Annotated in this window: 21 protein-coding genes; 2 read left to right on the plus strand and 19 right to left on the minus strand. The window is 32.6% G+C overall.

Annotated elements, in window-relative coordinates; translation table 11 throughout:
- Positions 1–149: 149 nt before the first annotated feature.
- The 4 genes from sucD to ylqF all read right to left on the minus strand — a co-directional run bounded on the left by sucD (position 150) and on the right by ylqF (position 3,989).
- Positions 150–1,055 (minus strand): succinate--CoA ligase subunit alpha, encoded by a 906-nt coding sequence (gene sucD / locus AC2D8K_RS04060; RefSeq protein WP_002450564.1) that lies wholly within the window; start codon positions 1,053–1,055, stop codon positions 150–152.
- Positions 1,056–1,076: 21 nt separating this feature from the next.
- Positions 1,077–2,243 carry an ADP-forming succinate--CoA ligase subunit beta gene (sucC, locus tag AC2D8K_RS04065; RefSeq protein ID WP_002450565.1) on the minus strand — a complete coding sequence of 389 codons (1,167 nt, stop codon included), beginning with the start codon at positions 2,241–2,243 and terminating at the stop codon, positions 1,077–1,079.
- A gap of 107 nt (positions 2,244–2,350) precedes the next feature.
- A complete protein-coding gene (locus AC2D8K_RS04070) occupies positions 2,351–3,121 on the minus strand; it encodes a ribonuclease HII (RefSeq protein ID WP_002450566.1) in 771 nt (256 codons plus the stop codon).
- Positions 3,114–3,989 carry a ribosome biogenesis GTPase YlqF gene (ylqF, locus tag AC2D8K_RS04075; RefSeq protein WP_484698074.1) on the minus strand — a complete coding sequence of 292 codons (876 nt, stop codon included), beginning with the start codon at positions 3,987–3,989 and terminating at the stop codon, positions 3,114–3,116. The genes AC2D8K_RS04070 and ylqF overlap by 8 nt, the downstream gene beginning before the upstream one ends.
- Before the next feature lie 300 nt (positions 3,990–4,289).
- Here ylqF and AC2D8K_RS04080 point away from each other — a divergent pair, with 300 nt between their 5' ends.
- Both AC2D8K_RS04080 and AC2D8K_RS04085 read left to right on the plus strand, forming a co-directional pair.
- The gene (locus AC2D8K_RS04080) at positions 4,290–6,890 is read left to right on the plus strand and encodes a YfhO family protein (protein ID WP_002450568.1); all 2,601 of its coding nucleotides are present in this window, start codon (positions 4,290–4,292) and stop codon (positions 6,888–6,890) included.
- Complete coding sequence (locus AC2D8K_RS04085) at positions 6,883–9,492, plus strand: YfhO family protein (RefSeq protein WP_484698075.1); 2,610 nt, start codon at positions 6,883–6,885, stop codon at positions 9,490–9,492. The genes AC2D8K_RS04080 and AC2D8K_RS04085 overlap by 8 nt, the downstream gene beginning before the upstream one ends.
- A 161-nt stretch (positions 9,493–9,653) precedes the next feature.
- Here AC2D8K_RS04085 and rplS read toward each other — a convergent pair whose 3' ends face one another.
- From rplS to fapR, 15 genes are all read right to left on the minus strand, one after another.
- Entirely contained in the window at positions 9,654–10,004 is a 351-nt protein-coding gene (rplS, locus tag AC2D8K_RS04090) for a 50S ribosomal protein L19 (protein WP_002450570.1), read from the minus strand.
- Between the two features lie 105 nt (positions 10,005–10,109).
- A complete protein-coding gene (gene trmD, locus AC2D8K_RS04095; protein ID WP_002450571.1) occupies positions 10,110–10,847 on the minus strand; it encodes a tRNA (guanosine(37)-N1)-methyltransferase TrmD in 738 nt (245 codons plus the stop codon).
- Complete coding sequence (gene rimM, locus AC2D8K_RS04100; protein ID WP_002450572.1) at positions 10,847–11,350, minus strand: ribosome maturation factor RimM; 504 nt, start codon at positions 11,348–11,350, stop codon at positions 10,847–10,849. Before rimM ends, trmD begins: the two co-directional genes overlap by 1 nt.
- Positions 11,351–11,518: 168 nt before the next feature.
- Positions 11,519–11,794: a 30S ribosomal protein S16 gene (rpsP, locus tag AC2D8K_RS04105; RefSeq protein ID WP_002450573.1), complete on the minus strand. Its 276-nt coding sequence runs from the start codon at positions 11,792–11,794 to the stop codon at positions 11,519–11,521.
- A 520-nt stretch (positions 11,795–12,314) separates the two neighbouring features.
- Entirely contained in the window at positions 12,315–13,682 is a 1,368-nt protein-coding gene (gene ffh, locus AC2D8K_RS04110; RefSeq protein ID WP_002450574.1) for a signal recognition particle protein, read from the minus strand.
- 24 nt (positions 13,683–13,706) lie between these two features.
- The gene (locus tag AC2D8K_RS04115; RefSeq protein WP_002450575.1) at positions 13,707–14,039 is read right to left on the minus strand and encodes a putative DNA-binding protein; all 333 of its coding nucleotides are present in this window, start codon (positions 14,037–14,039) and stop codon (positions 13,707–13,709) included.
- Positions 14,026–15,270, minus strand: a complete 1,245-nt coding sequence (gene ftsY / locus AC2D8K_RS04120; RefSeq protein WP_002450576.1) for a signal recognition particle-docking protein FtsY — start codon at positions 15,268–15,270, stop codon at positions 14,026–14,028. The genes AC2D8K_RS04115 and ftsY overlap by 14 nt, the downstream gene beginning before the upstream one ends.
- Positions 15,267–18,836 (minus strand): chromosome segregation protein SMC, encoded by a 3,570-nt coding sequence (gene smc / locus AC2D8K_RS04125; RefSeq protein ID WP_484698077.1) that lies wholly within the window; start codon positions 18,834–18,836, stop codon positions 15,267–15,269. Before smc ends, ftsY begins: the two co-directional genes overlap by 4 nt.
- Positions 18,837–18,986: 150 nt before the next feature.
- On the minus strand, positions 18,987–19,718 hold the full coding sequence (rnc, locus tag AC2D8K_RS04130) for a ribonuclease III (RefSeq protein WP_002450578.1): 732 nt from the start codon (positions 19,716–19,718) through the stop codon (positions 18,987–18,989).
- Positions 19,719–19,828: 110 nt separating this feature from the next.
- A complete protein-coding gene (locus tag AC2D8K_RS04135) occupies positions 19,829–20,062 on the minus strand; it encodes an acyl carrier protein (RefSeq protein ID WP_001830184.1) in 234 nt (77 codons plus the stop codon).
- 349 nt (positions 20,063–20,411) lie between these two features.
- Positions 20,412–20,600: a hypothetical protein gene (locus AC2D8K_RS04140; protein WP_484698079.1), complete on the minus strand. Its 189-nt coding sequence runs from the start codon at positions 20,598–20,600 to the stop codon at positions 20,412–20,414.
- A gap of 41 nt (positions 20,601–20,641) precedes the next feature.
- Positions 20,642–21,376 carry a 3-oxoacyl-[acyl-carrier-protein] reductase gene (fabG, locus tag AC2D8K_RS04145; RefSeq protein ID WP_002450579.1) on the minus strand — a complete coding sequence of 245 codons (735 nt, stop codon included), beginning with the start codon at positions 21,374–21,376 and terminating at the stop codon, positions 20,642–20,644.
- Complete coding sequence (gene fabD, locus AC2D8K_RS04150; RefSeq protein ID WP_002450580.1) at positions 21,376–22,296, minus strand: ACP S-malonyltransferase; 921 nt, start codon at positions 22,294–22,296, stop codon at positions 21,376–21,378. The genes fabG and fabD overlap by 1 nt, the downstream gene beginning before the upstream one ends.
- The gene (gene plsX / locus AC2D8K_RS04155) at positions 22,289–23,275 is read right to left on the minus strand and encodes a phosphate acyltransferase PlsX (protein ID WP_002450581.1); all 987 of its coding nucleotides are present in this window, start codon (positions 23,273–23,275) and stop codon (positions 22,289–22,291) included. The genes fabD and plsX overlap by 8 nt, the downstream gene beginning before the upstream one ends.
- Positions 23,268–23,837 carry a transcription factor FapR gene (gene fapR, locus AC2D8K_RS04160; protein WP_002450582.1) on the minus strand — a complete coding sequence of 190 codons (570 nt, stop codon included), beginning with the start codon at positions 23,835–23,837 and terminating at the stop codon, positions 23,268–23,270. Before fapR ends, plsX begins: the two co-directional genes overlap by 8 nt.
- Positions 23,838–23,946 lie beyond the last annotated feature (109 nt).

The raw sequence follows: 23,946 nt of genomic DNA on the forward strand, positions 1-23,946 counted from the left end.
TTGTAACGTACTTTTAAGAAGTAAAACTATCAACTCTTTATACAACTGAAATGACATATGAAAAAATAATCGTAATAATATAATGCTCACAAAAAAGCTTAGACACTTTTAGAAGTGTCTAAGCTCATAACAAACATTATTCATACTGATTATTTTACAGTTAATAATTCTTCGTAAATACCAGCTTTTTTAGCTGCTTCGATTAATGTTGTACCAATTTCAGAAGGTGTGTTAGCTGTTTCTACACCACAACTATTTAAAGTTTTAATTTTTTCTGATGCAGTACCTTTACCACCAGAAATAATGGCACCAGCATGGCCCATACGTTTTCCTGGAGGTGCTGTTTGACCACCAATGAATCCTACAACAGGTTTAGTCATGTTGGCTTTAATCCATTCAGCTGCTTCTTCTTCAGCTGTACCACCGATTTCACCAATCATAACAACCGCTTTAGTTTCAGGGTCTTCATTGAATGCTTTTAATACATCGATGAAGTTAGTACCGTTAACTGGGTCACCACCGATACCTACAGCAGTTGTTTGACCAATACCTTCTTCAGTTAATTGGTGAACTGCTTCATAAGTTAATGTACCTGAACGAGATACAACACCTACGTGACCTTTTTTATGGATATAACCTGGCATAATACCAATTTTACATTCATCTGCTGTAATAACACCTGGGCAGTTTGGTCCTACTAAACGTGTTTTTCTACCTTGTAAATAACGTTTAACTTTAACCATATCTACAACAGGAATATGCTCAGTAATACAAATAACCATGTCTAATTCTGCATCAGCTGCTTCTAAAATTGAGTCTGCAGCAAATGGCGCAGGCACATAAACTACTGATACATTAGCACCAGTTTCTTGTTTTGCTTCTTCTACAGTATTGTATACTGGAACACCTTCTACTACTTGTCCACCTTTACCAGGTGTTACCCCTGCGACAATTTGTGTTCCATAATCTAACATTTGTTTTGTATGAAAAAGGGCAGTAGACCCTGTAATACCTTGTACAATTACTTTAGTATTTTTATCTATAAATACACTCATCTTAGTGTTCCCATCCTTTCCTTATGATTCTTTCACAAGTTTAACAATTTTTTGAGCACCTTCAGCCATAGTAGATGCTGGTTCAATCGCTAAACCTGAATCATTTAAGATTTCTTTACCGCGTTCTACGTTTGTACCTTCTAAACGTACTACAAGTGGTAAAGTTAACTCTACTTCTTTAACTGCTGCAACGATACCTTCAGCAATGACGTCACATTTCATGATTCCACCAAAGATATTTACAAAGATACCTTTAACATGTTCATCACCTAAGATGATTTTGAATGCTTCAGTAACTTTTTCTTTAGTAGCACCGCCACCAACGTCTAAGAAGTTAGCCGGATTTCCACCAAAATGATTGATTGTATCCATTGTAGCCATGGCTAAACCTGCACCATTAACCATACAACCAATATCTCCATCTAAAGCGATATATGATAAATCATATTTAGACGCTTCGATTTCTTTTGGATCTTCTTCTTCTAAGTCTCTTAATTCCATAATATCTTTATGTCTGAATAAAGCATTATCATCGAAATTAAGTTTAGCATCTAATGCTAAAACATCACCATCACCAGTAGTTACTAGTGGGTTAATTTCAACGATTGAACAATCTTTTTCAATAAATACATTGTAAAGTGAAATTAAGAATTTCGCTGCTTTATTAATTGATTCTTTAGGAATATTAATATTGAAAGCAATTCTACGTGCTTGGTAAGGTGATAATCCTACAACTGGATCAATTGTTTCTTTAAAGATTTTTTCAGGTGTTTTAGCAGCTACTTCTTCAATTTCAGTACCGCCTTCTTCTGAAGCCATTAAAGTCACTTTATCAGTAGCACGATCAATTACAAAACCTACATAATATTCTTTTTGAATATCGCAACCTTGTTCGATATACAAGCGTTTAACTTCTTTACCTTCAGGTCCTGTTTGATGTGTAACTAATTGTTTACCTAATAATTCATTAGCGTAAGTTTCAACTTCAGATAGTGATTTAGCAATTTTAACACCGCCTGCTTTACCTCTACCCCCAGCGTGTATTTGTGCTTTAACCACATATACATCTGAATCTAATTCTTTCGCTTTTTCCACCGCTTCTTCAGCAGTAAATGCTACTCGTCCTTCTGGAACGGCAACGCCCATTGAACGAAATATTTCTTTACCTTGATACTCGTGGATATTCATCTTCCATCCTCCTGTTTCTTAGGTTAAGTTCCCTTTTAATTATAAAAAATGTAAGCGTTATTGTAAACTGATACACCATCTTTTTTGCAATTAATTTAAAATTCAAACTATTGTAAGATTGATTTAATCGGTTCAAAAGTTTTACGATGCTCTGATATGACACCATTTTGAGCTATACCTTCAAGATGAGCTTTAGTACCATAACCAACATTTTTTTCGAAATCATAACCAGGATATTGTTTCGCTAATTCCTTCATATAATGATCTCGGTACTCTTTGGCCATGATACTTGCAGCTGCAATAGATACACTTTTAGCATCACCTTTAATAATCGATGTTTGGCTAATCTCATTATCTAAAGTCATCGCATCAATTAATAATTGAGTTGGTCGAATATTTAATTGATCAATAGCACGTTGCATAGCCAACCGCGTTGCTTGATAGATATTCATTTCATCAATTTCTGCTGATGTCGCAATGCCATATGCATAATCTGTCACACCCTCTTTTAATTGTTGATTCAAGATTACTCTATTTTTGGCAGATACTTTTTTAGAATCGTTTAGACCTAGATATCGATGTCCTGGATTTAAAATCACTGCACATGTCACGACCGGTCCAGCAAGCGGTCCTCTTCCAACTTCATCAATACCGCAAATAATTGCTTTGTTATTTTGAGCTAATATATCATTTTCATACCAATTCATATCTTCATAATTACGAATTAATGCTAATTCTTTTTCTAATTGTTTTCTACGTGAAGCAATGGCTTTTTGAACACCTTTACGCGCATCGATATTACATTCATGTTGTTCAAGCACCTCTAGAGAATCAATTTGATCAATAATTGATTTCATCTCTTTAATTGTTTTACTCATGTTCTATGTCACGCTTCATTTCTTTAAAAATATCAAAGCAATATGTACCAATTTTAGCATTACGAATTTCATAAATAATAAGTTCAATAACTGCTTCATAATCTACTTCGTTACCCTTTTGCAGAAGGCCTCTACGACGACCAATTGCATCAAACCATTCTAATATTTCAGCTTGTTCATCAACGTCAATATTATAGTGATTTTTTAATCCATCTAAATCTCTTTCAATCATAAATTGAAGACCGTAAATGGCTACTTCGTCTAAATGAACAATGCTATCTTTAATCGCACCTGTTAGACTCAATTTTTTACCTACTTCTTCGTCTTCGAATTTTGGCCATAAAATTCCTGGTGTATCTAATAATTGTAAAGATTTACCTACTTTAATCCATTGTTGTTGTTTCGTAACACCTGGTTTATTACCAGTTTGTGCAACACTACGATTGGCAAGTTTATTAATGAGTGTTGATTTACCAACATTAGGTATACCAACAATCATTGCTCTTATCGCTCTTGGTCTTAAACCTTTCGCTTTTTCACGCTCAAATTTCTCTTTAGTAGCTTGTATTGCTGCTTTCTCAACATCTTTTAAATTTTTACCATGCTTCGCATCTACAGCAACTGGATAATACCCTTTCTCTTCAAAAAATTGTTCCCATTTTTCTAGTTCTTTTAAGTTTGTCATATCTTTTTTATTTAAAATAACCACTCTAGGTTTTTGTTTAATTACTTCATCAATCATTGGGTTTCTTGAGCTATAAGGAATACGAGCATCGACAAGTTCAAACACAACATCAACTTTTTTTAATTGCTCACTTACTTCCCTTTTGGCTTTAGCCATATGTCCTGGATACCATTGAATTGCCATAGTTATCACCTTTCGTTACTATCAATTTTTCTAAAATACATATTGTTCAAATTATACGCTAACATCTTCATCTAGACTAGGTTTAGTTTAACACGATAAGCTTGTTTGACCATTTTACTTCAATTTTTATATTTTAAGATTTTGTAAAATGTCTAAAACAGAAGCATAAATACTTTTCATCAATCATACTATCACCTACAATTTGATAATAAGCATGAATTTAAAATTAACATATAAACCACTTAACTTTTGGTAGTGTAAAACATGCTCATGATAAATATATGCAAGTAGGAGAAAGACATGAAAAAATTACTTAAATACATATTCATATTCGTACTTTTATCACTTGTTGGTCATAGCTACGTTATATATAAATTTTATCATGATGGCATACTTTTTACCGGACCTAATGATGGTATGGAACAAATGGTTCCTATCCAAATGTTTCTATTTAATCAATGGAGTCACGGTAACTGGTTTTATTCATCAGATTTTGGATTAGGTGGTGACTTCTTCACCGATTTAAGCTATTACTTTTCTACAAATATACTCTTTATAATCAACGCATTCGTCATTATGCTGTTCAAGCTGTTTATTCATTTAGACACATCTCAATTATTATTTTGGATGAATAACGCACTTATCGTTTCTATTATTAAAGCAAGTATTGCACTTTATTGTACTTATTTATTTGCAAAGCATCTAACAAAACATCATCTTATCAGTCTACTTATGGCCTTTTTATTTGTAATATCACCGTTATATTTTAGATTCACCGTATACTGGCCATTTTTTAGTGATGTTTTCATTTTCATGCCTTTGTTACTTTTATCTATAGAACGATATTTAACATGTAAAAAAATAGGTTTATTTGTTGTTACAACGTCGCTCATATTGATTAATAATTTTTATTTTGCTTATTACTTACTTATCATTGGTGCTGGTTATATCATTCTTAGAATTATCTTTAGACATCCTAATGATTTAGCCAATCGTAAGCAAGCGCTCTGCATCTTTGGTATCAGTGGTTTTTTATCGTTCGGTAATAGTCTTTTTATTTTTTACCATAGTGTTCAAAGTTATTTAAATAACCGTAGAGCACCTTTCTCAGGTAAGGTGCCACACTTTGAACATTTGGATGCAAATACAAATTTATTTTTTGATAATTATTTAATCGTCATTTTATTTATAACTATCCAAGCTATTTTAAGTTTCAAATTATATAGACACTTTTATTATCGAGTATTTGCCATTTTAACTATTATATTTATATGTTTTAATTTTATTCCATTTATAGACCAATTATTTAATGGGTTTTCTGCACCTCAAAAAAGATGGCATTTTATCATTGCATTTAATTCAGCAATGCTTATAGGCCTTTATGTAAAATATTTTAAAACTATATCGATTAAATCATATCTCATCACAAGTATATTGGCTCAAAGCGTCATATTTATTAGTGCAATTATATATCATACGTATGTTGCATGGATTATATTGGTGCCTATCGTATCTGTCATTGGTTTATGTATTTTAATTATCAACGATAGAACGAGTCGTACCAAATTGACCTATCTATTTATCATTGCCATTGCTATACTTAACATTATGGTGTCATTTGTTTTTATAAAGAATCAAATATACTTTGAAGATCATAAAGATAGAGCAAATACGTACTACCTTAATTCCAATATGTATAGTTCCGAATTACAGCGCGCATTAGTTAAGCAAATGAATGATTCTAAACGTAATGATGAGCGTATTGATTGGCGTGTTAACGAACAAGACAACACTCCTATGTATCAACATTTCAAAGGATTAAGTTTGTATTCAAGTATTTTCCATCATAATATACTCGATGATTATTATGACGATTTAAAGATTAACATGGCTGAAGAATCACTGAGTCGTTATCAATCGACGAATGGTAGACAAAATATTGCCAGTCTGTTTTCTATTCGATACGTCATGTTGAAAGAGTATCAACATAATATCCCAAGTTTCTTTAAAAAAGTTAAATCTGCCGGTCAATATTCTATTTACGAAAATGCACTTAATCTTCCTTCAGTTAAAGTGACAAATCATATTTATGATAGTAAATCTTTAAAGACCCCTATAGATAGAGAACATGCAATGTTAGACGGTGTGGTATTAAATAATAAAGGAACAAACTATAAACAAAAAGCTAAAAATTTATTAAATCAAGTTGATATCTCTAGTCAAAACATTGTTAAATCAAATAAACATCATATTAAAGTCACTCAATCTTCAGGTAAAGTTAAACTTCATTTACCTAAGTCCTTACAAAAACGTTATACTGATTTTTATTTAACTATGAAAATTAAAAGAGGTTTACCAGATAGTAATTATACAGTGGGTATTAATCAATATAGTAACAATCGTTTATACAATGATTCTGTTTATAGAATCGGTGTAGATACACAACTTTACCGAACACAACCCGATAAGAATGGTGATATAACGATTCAACTATCACCAAAAGGCACTTTTGATTTTCAATTATTGAACCTAAATGGTGAAAATTATGATAAGCTCAAAAAAGCACATGAAAACGCAAACTTTAATTTGAAATATCATGACATTAAAAATGGCGTCAAAGTTAATTTAGATAAACATTCAAAAGGTATAGCAACTATTAACATTCCATATCGAAGTGGTATGAAAGCTTTTGTTGATGGAGAACAAGAAAATGTTTATAAAGCCAATGGCATGATGACAGCTGTACCAGTAGAAAAAAATGCCAAAACAATAGTCATTAAATATCAACCACCTTTATGGAATACAATGATATTCGTTTCGATTTTAAGCATTATTATAAGTTGGTTATTCATTAAATACATTTATCCTAAAAAGAGAAAGAAGAGGACACATAGTGTTTAAAAAAATTGTTTCTAAGCCATTCTTATTATTATCTTCAATTATTATTTTAAGTTGCATTTTATCATTATGCATATATATTCCATTCATTTACCGTTTTATCACTCAAGGTATTGTCTTTAGTGGTGAAGGTGATGGCTTTAGGCAAATGATGCCCTTTCAAATGTATCTATATGAACACTTCACGCAATTCAAAGGATTTTATGATGAATCCTTTGGATTAGGTGGAGATTATGTAAAGGGCTTGGCATATTATTATTCCATGTCGCCTTTAATGTGGTTAAACTTTTTAACGATATGGATATTAGAAAACATGGGTTTAGCAAATCCTCACGATATTAGTTATTGGCCAATTAATCAACTCATTATGGCATATGTTAGAACAGTTATTACATTTATCTGTACGTTTTATTTCTTTAAATACATAAAGTTAAAACCTCTAGCAATTATAGTGGCAACGATAATGTATGGTATGTCAACCGTAGTTATCTACTATAACTTTACATGGTCATTTTACGGTAATTTGTTAATTCTATTACCACTATCATTATTTGCGATGGAACGCTTCTTCAGAGAGAAGAAAATAGGGTTATTTATCTTTGTCATTGCTTTAACTTTATTTATGAATTTCTATTTTAGCTATTATCAAGCAATTGTCTTAGGCTTTTACTTTATGTATAGAGTCATCGTCGTTCACCCTAATGATATCGTTAATAGATGGCAAAAATGCTATTTACTCATTATCGGTGTTTTATTAAGCGTAATGAGTAGTATTTTAGGCTTATATACAGGATTATCGTCATTTTTTAATAATGACCGAGCACAAAATCCTAAACTTAAAACACCATTATTTACAGATCTTGTTAATCCTAATTTTAATATTTTTTCAGATGGCTTTTATATAACCATTACGTTTATTACTATTATTGCTTTATTTTCATTTAAATTATATCGTCATTATTATTTTAAATTATTTGCGATGATTACTTGGATATTACTTATTGGTTCTCTATCTCAATACTTTGATAGTGCTTTTAATGGTTTTTCGATGCCACAAAGACGTTGGGTATACGCTTTAACACTTTCTTCAAGTGCTTTAGTCGCATTATTCATACAACATATCAGTGAATTATCTCTTAAAAGATATAGTATGATTGCTATCCCTATCACCATTTACGGGATTGTTTATTTTGCATTAGCAGAAAAAAACTTATACTGGATTCCAGTGTCAATCGTATTGATATGTTTATTAGCTTTACTGATTAAGCAACCACAACTTCAATCAAAAAGATGGATTCAAATCGCACTCGTGTTGTTGATATTCATGCAACAACTTGGTATTGAACATATCACTACGCAAAATACAATTGAGCCATACCAAACAACGATGAAAACAATTGATGACCCAAGCTACAGAGGTAAAGCATTAAATAAAACTATTCAACATATTAAAAGATTTCAATCTAATCCATTATCAAGAATAGATTATATGTCATTCTATGGTTTAAATTCACCATTTATTTACCACTATAACGGTATTTCTCTCTATTCAAGTATATTTGATGGAGACATTTTGAAATATTACGATAAAATGATGCAAATCAATATGCCAGTAGATAAAAACAGTACCTATCGCTATTTAGGAAATCGTGCTAACTTAATGGCACTGTGGGGTGTTGAAGATCGTCTTAGACATCCTAACGATATAAATATGCCTTATGGATTCGAAAAGGAAAAGTTAATAAAAAATAAAGATGATCAATGGATTCATTCACATAATATGATTGATTATCCTGCAGCACATATCACAAATAAAATTTATGATTCAAATGATTTAAAATCACCTTTAGACCGTGAACAAGCAATGATTCAAGGCGTCGTATTGAATGATAAAAGTTCAAAACCAAATACATCATTTAAGCCAAATTCTAACCTTATATCCCAAGCTGATATTAAATTAAATCATGCTAAGCAAATCAAAAACCATCAGATTGAAGTTACCAAAAATAACGGTGGTATAGAGCTTCAATTACCAAAATCTTATGCACAACGTTATAAAGATTTATATGTAGAAATGGATGTCGAATTGTTAGCACCTGACAAGAAACATCGCGTTGGTGTTAATGAATATAGTCAAGAAAGGAATCCTCTCACATATAAATATCGTAGATTTGTAAGTCCAGTCACTATGAGAGTAACGTCGTCTGACCTATTAAATATTAAGCTTTCACCAGGTAAATATCGACTTAAGATTAACGGCATTTATGGGGAAAACTATCAAACTTTACGCAAATCAGCAAAACAATTGAAAAAAGTGGAAATTCATAAACAAAGAAATGGCTATACAATTAAAAAAGATAAACAACAAAATGGCTATTTAATCATGCCTATCCCTTATGCCAAAGGGATGAAGGCAACGATTGACGGTCACGCAGTGGATGTTAAAAAAGCAAATGGTATTATGACAGCTATACCTGTAAATAAAGGCCAAGAAATAATTCGATTAACATACACTCCGCCACACTTTTATTTACTTATTGTTATCTCAATTATTGGTGTTGTCCTTAGTATGATATTTGCTAGAAAGATGAAAAAGAATAATTAATTGATGAAAAAGATGGTCGTAGGACACAATAGTGAGTTCCTCGACCATCTTTTTTATATGAATATAAATAAAAAAGCATTAAACTTTGTCTAAAGTGACAACAGTTTAATGCTTGATATTTGAATCTGTTATGATTCCATTTTATTGATCGAATTGGCTGATTAACGAATTTCTTGAATTCTAGCAGCTTTACCACGTAAATTACGTAAGTAGTATAATTTAGCACGACGTACTTTACCGCGACGTTTAACTTCGATTTTTTCGATTTTTGGAGTGTGTAATGGGAATGTACGTTCCACACCTACACCTGAAGAAATTTTACGAACTGTGAAAGTTTCTGAAATTCCTCCACCACGGCGTTTAATTACAACACCTTCGAATACTTGGATACGTTCACGTGAACCTTCAATGATACGAACGTGTACACGTAAAGTGTCACCTGGACGGAATGAAGGTAAATCTGTACGTAATTGTGATTTAGTTACTGCTTCGATTAACTTATGATTACTCATTATAAATTCTCCTCTTCAACCTATGTTCTTGCCTAGACAAATGTATAGCAGCGGATCATAGTGATTTTTAGTGTTTTTTCACACTTAAATTATGTTAGCATAACGTTAGTCATTTTTCAATTGGTTTTTGTATGTTTGGATTATTTTTTTATCTTTATCTGTTAAATCATATTGCTCTAATAAATCAGGTCTCTTATTCAAAGTGCGAATCAGTTTCTGTTCATGACGCCATTGATCAATATGAGCATGATTGCCAGATAATAATACATCTGGTACCTTCATTCCATTATACTCACGTGGTCTTGTATATTGTGGGAATTCTAGTAATCCATCAGAGAATGAATCATCCTGGTGTGACTGTTCATTACCAAGTACTCCGGGAATTAATCTAACGATAGCATCAGTCATAGTCATTGCAGGTAATTCGCCACCTGTTAACACATAATCTCCCATGGAAATTTCGTCAGTTACTAAATGTTCTCTTATACGTTCATCATAACCTTCATAATGACCGCATATAAACACAATATGTTTGGCTTCACTTAATTCTTGGGCAATGTCTTGCGTAAATGGACGCCCTTGAGGACACATTAATATAACGCGAGTATCATCGGTCCTATTGATGTCTTCCATCGCATTAAACACTGGCTCAGGCTTTAATACCATACCTTGTCCTCCACCAAATGGATAGTCATCTACTTGATTATGTTTATTTACCGAATAATCTCTAAAATTGATAGTATTCACATTTATAATTTCTTTGTCTTGCGCTCTTTTTAAAATAGAATGATTGAGTACGCCATCAAACATTTCCGGAAATAAAGTTAAATAATCGATTTTCATTAATCTAACAGTCCTTCCATTGGTGTGATAATGACTGTTTTATTTTCTACATCAACGTCTTTAACAACATCTGCTATGTAAGGAATTAAATATTCTTTGTCTCCTTTTACAACCCACACATCATTAGCGCCTGTTTCAAAAATACTAGTTATGCGACCAATTGGCTGTTGTTCATCATCAAATACAGTACATCCTATAATATCTGAATAATAAAATTCATTTTCTTCAAGTTCGATATCTTCATGATCTCGTTCTTGATATAGTACAGCGCCTTTTAAATACTCGATATCATTGATGTTGTCAATACCTTCAAATTTCAACATATGAAATCCTTTGTGTGTACGATATGACGTCACAGTCAACTCTTTTTCAATTTGATTTAATTTTGCTGTTAACACTTCACCCGGTTGAAAACGTGTATCTGTAAAATCTGAATTAGATTTCACTTTGACTTCTCCTTTAATTCCATGGGTATTGACGATTTGTCCTACCTCCACTTCCATAATGACTAACCTCCTTGTAAATTTAAATATTGTTAATTAATGATTTTACTATATCATTGATTAATACGTTATACATGCATTTTTTCTTAATCAATCAAAAATAAAAAAGGACACCAATATATGGCGCCCTTTCAACTAAATATATAAACACGTCACGAGTGACTATGATTATTTAGCGTTTTTTTGGTCATCGAATTTTCTCAAAATACCTTCTCTTGATAAGATATTATGAACTGTATCAGTTGGTTTTGCACCGTCTTTTAACCATTTTAATGCTAATTCTTCGTCAATTTTAACTTCTGGAGCATTAACGTGTGCTGGATTGTAAGTACCGATTTGTTCGATGATACGACCATCACGTGGTGAACGAGCATCTGCAACTACGATACGATAGAATGGATTTCTTTTTGAACCTAAACGAGTTAAACGAATTTTAACTGCCATTATAAAACTCTCCTTTAAACATTTCAATTTTTATTTTCTACAAGAATAAATAATAACAGGTATATTAAACTTTGTAAAGACATTTTGCTTTACCAACACTTTTTTCTTTCAGAAAAATTAGTGTTGGTTATGCTTGAGCCTTGGTCTCAAGCGTTACATCTTTATTAAATTCATGAAATGAATTGTAGATTTGGTTATGCATTAGCTTTAGCTAAGGCGTTCCTTTCTTTCAGGAAAATTAGTGTTGGTTATGGGAGTGAGACAGAAATAATAATTATTATTTCTATGTCTCACCCCGGCAATGCTGACTAGGCTAGAAAGTAGCTTAGAATAAGCGTATTTTCTGCCAGTCAGCTACTGCCACATATAAATTTAGACCATGATATTCATCTATCTCAAGCGTTTCATCTTCATTAAATTCACATAATAAATTGATTTTTATGACCCTAATCAAACATTCGATTTTAATTAAATATAAAAATTCCAACAGACATACATCTGTTGGAATCAAAACTTCATATTAGAAAGGTAAGTTCATACCTTTTAACATATTTTCCATCTGGCTTCGTTTCGCTTTCTTACCTTTACCGCCACCAGTGAATTGTTTCATCATTTTCTTCATGTCATTAAATTGCTTCATCAAACGATTGACTTCTTGTAAAGAACGTCCAGACCCTTTTGCGATACGTTTTTTACGAGAAACGTTTAACATAGCTGGATTCGCTCTTTCACTTGGTGTCATGGATTGAATAATCGCTTTAATATGATCGATTTGTTTGTCACTCATATTAAGTTGATCTAAGCCTTTCATCTTATTCATACCTGGAATCATTTTCATGATGTCGTCTAGTGGTCCAAGATTTTTAACTTGATCTAGTTGTTCTAGGAAATCATCTAATGTGAAAGACGAGTCTCTCATTTTCTTTTCTAAATCTTTAGCTTTATCTTGATCGACATCTTGTTGCGCTTTTTCAATTAAACTTAAAACATCACCCATACCTAAAATACGGGACGCCATACGTTCTGGGTGGAATAATTCTAAACCATCAAGCTTTTCACTCATACCTACAAATTTAATTGGTTTTTGAGTTACTGAACGTATTGATAATGCAGCACCACCACGAGTGTCACCATCTAATTTAGTTAATGTCACACCCGTTACATCTAATTGTTCATCAAATGATTGTGCAACATTAACCGCATCTTGACCAGTCATTGCATCGACAACCAACATAATTTCATCTGGTTTAGCAATTTCTTTAACTTCTTGCAATTCATTCATCAATGCTTCGTCAATATGCAAACGACCTGCTGTATCAATAATGACAAAGTCTAAATGCTCTTCTTTAGCATGTGCTAATGCATTTTGAACGATTTGTTGTGGTTTAACTTGATCTCCTTCACTATAAACTGGGACATCTAGTTGTTTACCTACTGTTTGTAACTGATCAATGGCAGCTGGACGATAAATATCTCCAGCAACTAACATTGGTTTTTTATTATATTTTTTACGCATTAAAAGTGCTAATTTACCTGCAGTTGTAGTTTTACCTGCACCTTGCAAACCAACCATCATGACAACAGTTGGGGGTTTATTAGCCATTTTAATCGTTGAATTCTCGCCACCCATTAAATTAGTTAATTCATCTTGAACAATTTTAATAACTTGTTGTCCAGGTGTTAATGACTGCATCACATCTGAGCCTAATGCTCGTTCTGAGACAGTTTTGACGAAATCCTTTACGACTTTAAAGTTAACGTCGGCTTCTAATAACGCAAGACGAACTTCACGCATCATTGCTTTGATATCTGCTTCTGTTACTTTACCCTTGCCACGCATTCTTTGCATAGATGCCTGTAAGCGATCCGACAATCCTTCAAATGCCATAATTATTCCCTCCTCTTTTTATCGCTATTCTAATTCTTCTAATTGATCTATATATTGCTTCAATAATTCTGGTTTATCAAGAGATTGTTTCATTTGATCATAAATATCTCGTCGTTGTTCAAACCTTTTGTATAATCCTAATTTAGTTTCATAATCTTCTACTAAATCGCCAGTTCTTCTTATATTATCATAAACTGCTTGTCTACTCACATTAAAAGTATCAGCAATTTCACTTAATGCATAATCTTGTAAGTAAAATAATTCTAAGTAGTTTCTTTGTTTATCAGTCAGCAAAGATTGATAAAAATCAAAAAGATAATTCATTCGTAGTGTTTTTACTAAATCATTTTGGCTCATGAGATGCATCTCCATTATCAGATGGAGATTCTGCTAATTCATCTGGAATCTCTTCATTTTGTTCAATCATATCAGCAAATAGTCCATAAACATAGCTTTCAGGATTGAATGGTTGTAAGTCATCTAATTTTTCACCTAAACCTACATATTTAACAGGTATTTTAAGTTCGTTTCTGATTGCTAAAACAATACCACCTTTGGCAGTACCATCTAATTTAGTTAATACGATACCTGAAACATTCGTTACTTCTTTGAATGTACGGGCTTGTGATAATGCATTTTGACCAGTTGTAGCATCTAAGCACAGTAAAGCTTCATGAGGTGCGTCAGGAACAGCTCTACCAATAACACGTTTTACTTTTTCTAATTCTTGCATTAAATTAGATTTATTTTGTAAACGTCCTGCAGTATCACAAATTAAAATATCTACTTGTTTATTTTTAGCGGCATTAATTGCGTCATACATCACTGCGGCTGGGTCTGAACCTTCGCTTTGACTAATAACTTCAACGCCAACTCGTTCTCCCCAAACTTTTAATTGTTCAATAGCTCCTGCTCTAAATGTATCACCTGCAGCAAGCATGACTTTTTTACCTTCCATTTTATAACGGTATGCTAATTTACCAATTGTTGTCGTTTTACCTACACCATTGACGCCGACCATTAAAATTACATTTAAGCGTCCATCTTCAAGATTCATCGCTTCTGATTTATCATCTTCTTGGTGATAAATTTCTACGATTTTTTCAACAATAACTTCACGTAAATCTTCTGTTTCTTGAATGTTACGACGTTGTGCTTCAGCACGAAGTTCTTCAGTTAATTGCATTACCGTATTAAAACCTACATCGGCTGTTATTAACATTTCTTCTAAAGCTTCAAAGAATTCTTCATCGACTTTTCTATAGCGCGCAATTAAATTGTTTAACTGTTCTTGGAAGTTTTCTCTAGATTTTTCTAAACCAGCTTTAAATTTTGCGCCGATTTTTTGTGCTTCTATCTCTTCAAAATCTTCAATGGAAATTAAGCCATCTTCATCAAAATCTGCTTCACTTAATTTTCTAGGTTTCTTTTTGGGTTTATCTTCTTCTAGTTCATGTTGAGATGCTTGTGGTTCATCATCCATCTGTTTAGAAGAATCATCTGAAACCTCTTCACTGGATAATTCCTTTTCTATGTCTTCTTCACTTGGTCCTGAAAATTTATCTTTTAAGCGTTTAAAAAAGCTCATGCTTCTTCCTCCTTCATAACCTCATCTATTGTATTTAGGTTAACACTTACTAATTTTGATACTCCTGATTCTTGCATAGTTACACCGTATAGTCGGTCTGAAAATTCCATCGTACCTTTTCGGTGTGTAATAACTATAAATTGTGTTTGATCAGATAATTCATTGAGGTATTGTGCGTAACGAATCACATTGGCTTCATCTAATGCCGCTTCTACCTCATCTAATATAACAAATGGTGCTGATCTTACTTTTAATATAGCAAATAATAAAGCAATTGCACTTAATGCGCGCTCTCCACCACTTAATAAAGATAAATGTTGTAGTTTTTTACCTGGGGGTTGAACAATAATATCGACACCAGCTGCTAAATAATCATCTTCTGTTAATTGTAATTCAGCTTGTCCACCACCGAATAGTTGTTTAAAGACATCACTAAAGTGACTTTGTACAGCATGGAACGTTTCTTTAAATCTGTCTTCTACTTCTTTATCCATTTCGTTGATGATCTGTTCTAATGTTGATTTAGCTTCTCTTAAATCTGTTCTTTGTTCATTTAAAAATGTATATCGTTCATTTAATTCTTCAAATTGCTCAATCGCATTCAAATTAACTGGACCTAATTCGTCAATTGACATTTTAGTTAGTTTGACCTTTTTACGTAGCTGATCAATATCCTCATCGTTGTCATAGAGCATACGTGCACGTTCGACAGTCAGTTGATATTCATCATTCAAATGATCAATCGCATGATTAATAAGGACATCTAATTTAGATTGATTGGCTTTAATATCTTGATAATGGTTTTCGATAGATAATAAGTCTTGATGACATTCTTGTAGCTTACTATCATTGTCTTCAATCATCTGATTTAAGTCAACTCGTCGCTGCTTCATTTCATCAAGTTGTTCATTTAATTCCGTTCGAGTTCGCTCTTTATCAGCAATTTGTGCCTTAATTTTATCAAAAGCCTGTTCACCCATCATTTCATCAGAATTAAATAATTGTATTTTTTCTTTAACTGTATCAAGTTGTTGTTCGGTACTTTGTAATTGTTTTTCTAATCGCTCGATTTCTTGTTGTTGCCCTTTAATTCGTTCTTTAACAACTGCAAGATCAGATTGTTTTTGATGTAAGTGTTGTTGAGTTTGGGTAGTCGTTTCTTTACCTTCTTTAGATAGCTTCGTATATTTTTCAATATCTGCTTCTAATTGTTTAAGTTGAGATTGAATTTCAGATAGTTGTTGTTGTTTTTGCTCCAGTGTTGCTTTACTTTTATCACTTTGATAACCATCATTTTTTTCAAATTCAAACTCTTCATGTTCATCTTTTAAATGTGTTTCTTGTTTCTTCAAGCGATCAAGCTCTAACTCATAGCCATGTGCTTTTTCTTTTAAGTTATTATAACTTTGACTTAACTCAAAATATTTTTCACTTAACTTTTCAGATTGTGCTTGATGTGATTGGAACTGTTTCTCAAACTCTTGTGTCTGCTTTTGATAATTTTCTAATTGATGACGCATCGTTGTTAGCTCATCTTTTTGTGTTAAGATGCTTTTAGTTTTACGGGCGCCCCCACCAGTCATGGAACCACCTGGATTAACAACATCGCCTTCAAGCGTCACAATTCTTGTACGATAACGTATCGATCTTGCTAATTCATTTGCATGTTTTAAATCATCTACAATAATAGTATTACCTAGTAAATTTTCCACGATATTTTTATATTTAGAAGATACTTTCACTGCATCTGAAGCAATGTTCACAAAGCCGTCAGAAGCTTGTGCTGTCGATTTAATATCTGCAGCTAAATACCTCGGTTGAATAACATTTAAAGGCAGGAATGTGGCACGTCCTAAACTACGTTGTTTTAAAAATTGTATTGCCTGACGGCCATCTTTTTCATCTTCTACAATGACATGTTGTAACGATGCTCCTAAAGCTGTTTCTATCGCTTGCGTTAATTGTGAAGGAACATCTATAATTTCCGCAACAGCACCGTGAATACCATTTAATTCTTTATCTTTAGCTTTAAGAATATGTTTAACACCATTAAAGAAGTAAGTGTAATCTTCTTCTTGAGTAGCAAGACTATCAATACGTGATTTTAACTTTTCGTTATATCTATACGCTTGATACAATTTATTTTCGAATTCAGTTTGTAGTTGCTTCGATTCAGTTAATTGTTTTTCGACATTTTTGATTTGTTGTTCAGTTTGATGCATATCTTTCTGTACTTGTTGATATTCTTGTTCGGTATTCGAAATACTATTTTGAATATCTTTTAATTGATTAAATGCTTCAACTAATCTGGAATCTAAACGTGATTTTTTCGCTTCGTTTTCATTGATTGTATGTTCTAAAAAGCGTATATCATTATTGACATCCGATTGTTCGGACATCAACGTGTAATATTTATTTTTGATTTCTTCTAATTTCTCATCGTGTTGTTCGTCTGAAACATATAGCTTTGATTCTAACGTTTGTATCGTCTGATTAAGTTCTTTTTGCTTTTGTTTTAATTGGTTTAATGTTTGTACTGCTTGTTCTTTTTCAGATTTAAGGTTGTCTAATTGTGACATTAAATTATCTTGTTCTTCTTCAAACCTAGCATTGGTTTCTGATTGATTCTTTTTTCTTTCTTCAAGCACATTAAGTTGACCAGAGTACTTTTCGAATTCTTCTGTAGCTTTTACTAGTTCATAATTTAATCGTTCTATACTTTGATCTAGCTCTTGCCTTTGGCCTTTATACTTTTGTAATAATTGATTGATTTGACTTTGTTCAGCTTCTTTATTCGCTTGTTTCCCTTTTAAATCATTGAGTTGTTCATCTAACTGACTATTATCCTGTGTAAATTGATCAATATCATGAACAGTCACAATTACGTCACTTTTTTTCATTTCAGATGACAGTTGTTTATATTCTTTAGCAATGGCTGCTTCTTCTTTTAAAGGTTCAACTCTTCCTTCTAAATCATAAAGAATATCTTCTACACGTGATAAATTATCTTCAGTTTGATCTAATTTTTGCACAGATTCTGCTTTACGCTTTTTATATTTTAAAACGCCTGCTGATTCTTCAATAATTTGTCTACGATCAATTGGTTTTGCATTTAAAATCTCGTCCACTCTACCTTGAGATATGATTGAGAATGCTTCTTTACCTAAACCAGAATCTAAAAATAAATCAATGATATCTTTTAATCGAGCGCGATCATTATTTAAATAGTATTCACTTTCGCCACTTCTATAAAGACGTCGTGTAACCTCTACCACTTCTGCATCTATTTGTAATTTTTTTGAATGATTATCTAATTTTAATTTTACTTCTGCAAAATTTTGAGGCTTACGATGTTCAGCACCTGAAAAGATAATATCTTCCATTTTAGAACCACGAAGTGACTTCGCTGATTGCTCACCTAATACCCATTTGATTGCATCCGTAATATTACTTTTACCGCTACCATTTGGACCAACAATAGCTGTTACGCCTTTATCAAACTGCACATCAGTATGGTCTGCAAATGATTTAAATCCTACGGCGTCTATTGATTTTAAATAAACCATGTTATTCTCCTTATCCAAATCCTAGTTGATCCATATCTTTACAATCAACTTAATATATGATGCAAAGTTATTAACGTTACATCTTCCTTTAAAGTTTAACCTTAATTGATCGTAATGATTTCAATTAAGATGATTTATTAGATTTTTTAATTACTTTTTAGTCTTCATCTGTTTGTAAGCACGTTCAGCTGCCTTTTGTTCAGACTCTTTTTTAGTTTTACCTTGACCTTCTGCGATAGCTTGCTTTTCTAAAATAACTTCTGATGTAAATAAACGATGGTGTGCTGGACCTTCTTCTTTAATTAAGCGATAAGTGACATCACCTTTATTTTGTCTGTGTACAAATTCTTGGAATTGTGTTTTAAAATCGACTACACCATCTAATTCATCATCTTCTACGTATGGGAATATAATTTTGTCAGCAAAGTCCCATACTGTATCTAATCCTTGATCTAAATATAAAGCACCAACGAATGCTTCAAATGCATCAGAAATAAGTGAAGGACGTGTTCTACCACCTGTCTTCTCTTCGCCTTTTCCTAATAAAATCAGTTCATTTAATTTTATTTTATTTGCAAATATTACAAGTGAAGGTTCACATACGATAGTTGCTCTCATCTTTGTTAAATTACCCTCTGGTAAATCTGGGTGTTTATCAAATAGATAACGTGAAACCGTCAATTCTAATACCGCATCACCTAAAAATTCTAATCTTTCATTATGGTCTAAACGATCCATATTAAAATCATTAATAAAACTAGAATGTGAAAATGCCTGTTGATATAATTCTATATTATTATATTCAAAGCCTAGTTCATGCATTTTCTGTGCAAATTGCTCTCGAAAGTGATTAATCATTTCTGTCTTTTTATGATTGGTCATTAAATATACCTCCTCAATTAATGATATGTTAACTCTAATTTTACGTGAAATCACACCAAAACAAAAGAAAAAATCTGAGCCGACGCAATGACGACTCAGATATAGGTTTATTATTTTTCAAGACTATTGATATACTTAACAGCATCACCAACAGTGTTGATTTTTTCAGCTTCTTCATCTGGAATTTCAGTACCAAATTCATCTTCTAATTCCATTACTAATTCAGCGATATCAAGTGAGTCAGCGCCTAAATCATCTTTGAAAGATGCATCTTCAGTTACTTTATCAGCATCAACACCTAAACGGTCAACGATGATATCCTTTACTTTATCGAAGTTTTCCACGTCGATTCACCTCCTTTAAAAGCGTCTATCCATAGACTATTATATTTTCCCATTTTAGAATATAAAAAACAAGTAGAATTTGGTTGCAAGACAGAAATTCTATAGATTTCGTTGTCTTGCACCCGCAAGGTTGACTAGTTCAATCATGGCTTTTGACATGAGTGGACAGTCAACTACTGCGTTACATAAGCTTTAGCTTGTGTGTTCATCTTCTCTTTCATTAAAATGAATAGTGTTTCTTAGGGAGTAATTCTTAAATCTATTTGATTTTTTAGAATTACCCCCGTAAAGGTGACTAGGTTAGTCATAAAGTGGATAACCAGTCAACTACTACGTAATGAGCTTTAGCTCAGGTAATCCGTTCTTTATTAACCCCAACTTGCATTGCTTGTTGAATTTCTTTTTTTGAAATTCTCTTTGTTGGGGCCCCAACCCCAACTTGTATTGCTTGTTGAATTTCTTTTTTTTGAAATTCTCTTTGTTGGGGCCCCAACCCCAACTTGCATTGCTTGTTGAATTTCTTTTTTTCAATTTTCATTTTTTAGGAGTTTGTATCATTATAGAACTGTATGTAGTTCATTACATGTACATACCGCCATTTACATGAATCGTTTGACCAGTAATGTATTTTGCTTTTTCAGAAGCTAAGAATGCAACTGTATTCGCAATATCAGTATCTTCACCAAAACGTGCTAAAGGAATTTGACCTAACATTTGTTCTTTCAAGTCATCACTTAAAGCATCAGTCATATCAGAAACAATAAAACCAGGTGCAACAGCATTTACAGTAATTCCACGTGAAGCTAACTCACGTGCAGCAGATTTAGTTAACCCTACTACACCAGCTTTAGTAGCTACGTAGTTTGCTTGACCTGGATTACCAACAGCGCCTACTACGCTTGATAAATTAATGATTGAGCCACTACGTTGTCTTAACATTTGTGGCGTAACCTTTTGGATACAATTGAATACACCTTTTAAGTTAGTATCAATCACATCATCCCATTCTTGCTCTTTCATACGCATTAATAAATTATCACGTGTTATGCCAGCATTGTTAACTAATACATCAATAGAACCAAATTGACTTACAACTTCTTTAATCATTGCTTTTACTTCGTCACCGTTAGCAACATTCGCTTGAATCGCAAAGCTTTCGACACCTTTTTCTTTAATTTCTGATACAACTGCCTCAGCTTTATCTTGGTTACCTGCATAATTGACTGCAACATTATAACCTTCCTCAGCTAATTGAATTGCTATACTACGACCAATACCTCGTGAAGCACCTGTTACTAAAGCATTTTTAGCCATTATTCATTCCATCCTTTCACATCTTCTAGTGTTTGAATTGATGTTAATTTTACGTCTCTGTTAATTTTTTTAATTAAACCAGATAATACTTTTCCTGGACCAATTTCAATAAAGTGATCGACACCTTGTTCAATTAACCATTCAGTTGATTTGATAAATTGAACTGGAGAGTATAGTTGTTTTACCATATGGTATTTGATAACCTCTGCATCAGTTTCACCTTCAGCATTGTAATTTTGAACGACTGGGAACTTTGCATCATGCCATTCAAATTGATTAATATATGCCGCAAAATCTTCTTCTATAACATTCATCATTGAAGAATGGAAAGGACCTGACACAGCTAATGGTAATACACGTTTCGCTCCTAATGATTTACCTTTTTCAACTAATTCATCAATTAATGTTTTATGACCTGAAACTACGATTTGACCAGGTGAATTAATATTTGCCGGTTCAATTAATTGATCTTCTGTTGATAGTTCTTTACAAATTTTATCTACTTCGTCAAAATCTAAACCTAAAACAGCAGCCATACTACCTACACCATTAGGGAATGCTTGAGCCATAAGTTCACCACGTTTACGAACAATCTTCACGGCATCTTCAAATGATAAAACACCGCTTGCCACTAAACTTGAATACTCTCCTAAACTATGACCCATAGTATAATCTGCATCGATATGATTTAACGCTTCTAATAATGCAACACTATGCGTTAATAAAGCTGGTTGTGTATTTTCAGTTTCACCTAATTTACCTTCTTCATCTGTAAACATTGTTTCTAATAAATCAAAATCTACTGATTCTTGTGCTATGTTTAATACTGCAGTTGCTTTTTCATCTACATTATATAAATCTTGTGCCATTCCCACTTTTTGTGCACCTTGACCTGGGAACATGATCGCTGTTTTACCCATTTGTTCCACCTACCGTTTCTCTCATTGTTTGTACAATTTGTTGTTCTCCCGCAATTTTAGCCTGACGGATAGCTGAATAAAACGCTTTAGCATTTGAACTTCCATGCGCTTTAACGACTGTACCATCTAAACCTAATAATACTGAACCACCATACTCTGAGTAATCCATTTTTTGAGAGAATTGATTTAAGTCTTTTTTAAGTACTAAGGCTGCTATTTTATTTTTAAAGCTACTTAATAATGTTTCTTTTAACATTTTACCAATTGATTTAGCAGTGCCCTCTAAGTTCTTAAGTACCATATTTCCTGTAAAACCATCTGTAACGACGACGTCTACGTTACCATCCATTAATGTTTTCGCCTCAACATTACCAGTAAATTTGAAGTCATCTTGTGCTTCCATTAACTCATAAGTTTTCTTAGTTAACGTATTACCTTTAGCTGCTTCTGTACCAATATTCAATAATGAAACTGATGGTTGTTTGATGCCTCTAATTTTTTGTGCATAGATATTACCCAACTGAGCATATTGTAATAAATGTTCTGGTTTAGCATCTGCATTCGCACCTACGTCTAGGAATACAAATCCTTTACCGTCTATCGTAGGTAAAGTAACAACTAATGCCGGTCTTGATACACCTTTGATACGACCAACAATGAATAAACCTGCTGACATTAATGCCCCTGTATTACCAGCTGAAACACATCCATCCGCTTCGCCAGACTTAACCGCTTCAGCCATTTTAACCATTGAACTATCTTTTTTACGTTTAATGGCACGTACTGGTTCATCTTCCATTTCGATTTTTTCAGAGCAGTGTCTAAAATCGATACGTCCATGATTTAATGTATATTGCTCTTGATCACCGAATAAGATGATTTCTAAATCTTTAAAATCGTCGACTGCTTTTTTAACAGCTTCAAGTACGATTCCAGGTGCGTCATCTCCGCCCATCATATCTACTGCAATTTTAACCATTTAATTCATCCTCACTTATATAGAACATTTTAAATTTACCAATAAAAACTAATTTATCTTTCACATAAGAGTTTACTTCTATTAAATAATGTTTGTTCGTTTGATTGATTACGTTGGCTACTGCTTTCACTGTATCATTTAATTTTACTTTATCCAGAAATTTAACATCACTTTCTTGCGTTAATACCGTTGGATTATGTATAAGTGCAACACACAAAGAGTTGGCCTGTGCAAATAAAACATGACCACGTGCAATTTGTGATTTAGAGAAAACGGAATCGCTTGTAATTTCAATCATCGATGTAGCTGTATCATTGGGTTTCAATTGAACTAAATCACCTATAATTTCATTAGCCTCAATTGATTTAATTTGATCGTAATTGTGTTCAGCTACTAATTTTACTCGTTTTCTTAATTCTGGAATATTCAAATGTGTTCGATCAAGTCGAATGGTTTGAATACTCACTTGGAACATTTCACATAGTTCATTGTCTGTGATAAAGGGGTTGTTTTCAATGGCTTGCTGAATCGCCTGTCTACGTTCATTTTTCTTTAATTTCACATTCTCACCCCTCATTTTAGTACCAAGTCTTAAACATTCCTCACATATCATAACACTTTCTATTTCAATCCCTCAACAATTAACTATAATACATACATAAATTTATTTA

This window comes from Staphylococcus sp. 510, from assembly GCF_057219715.1.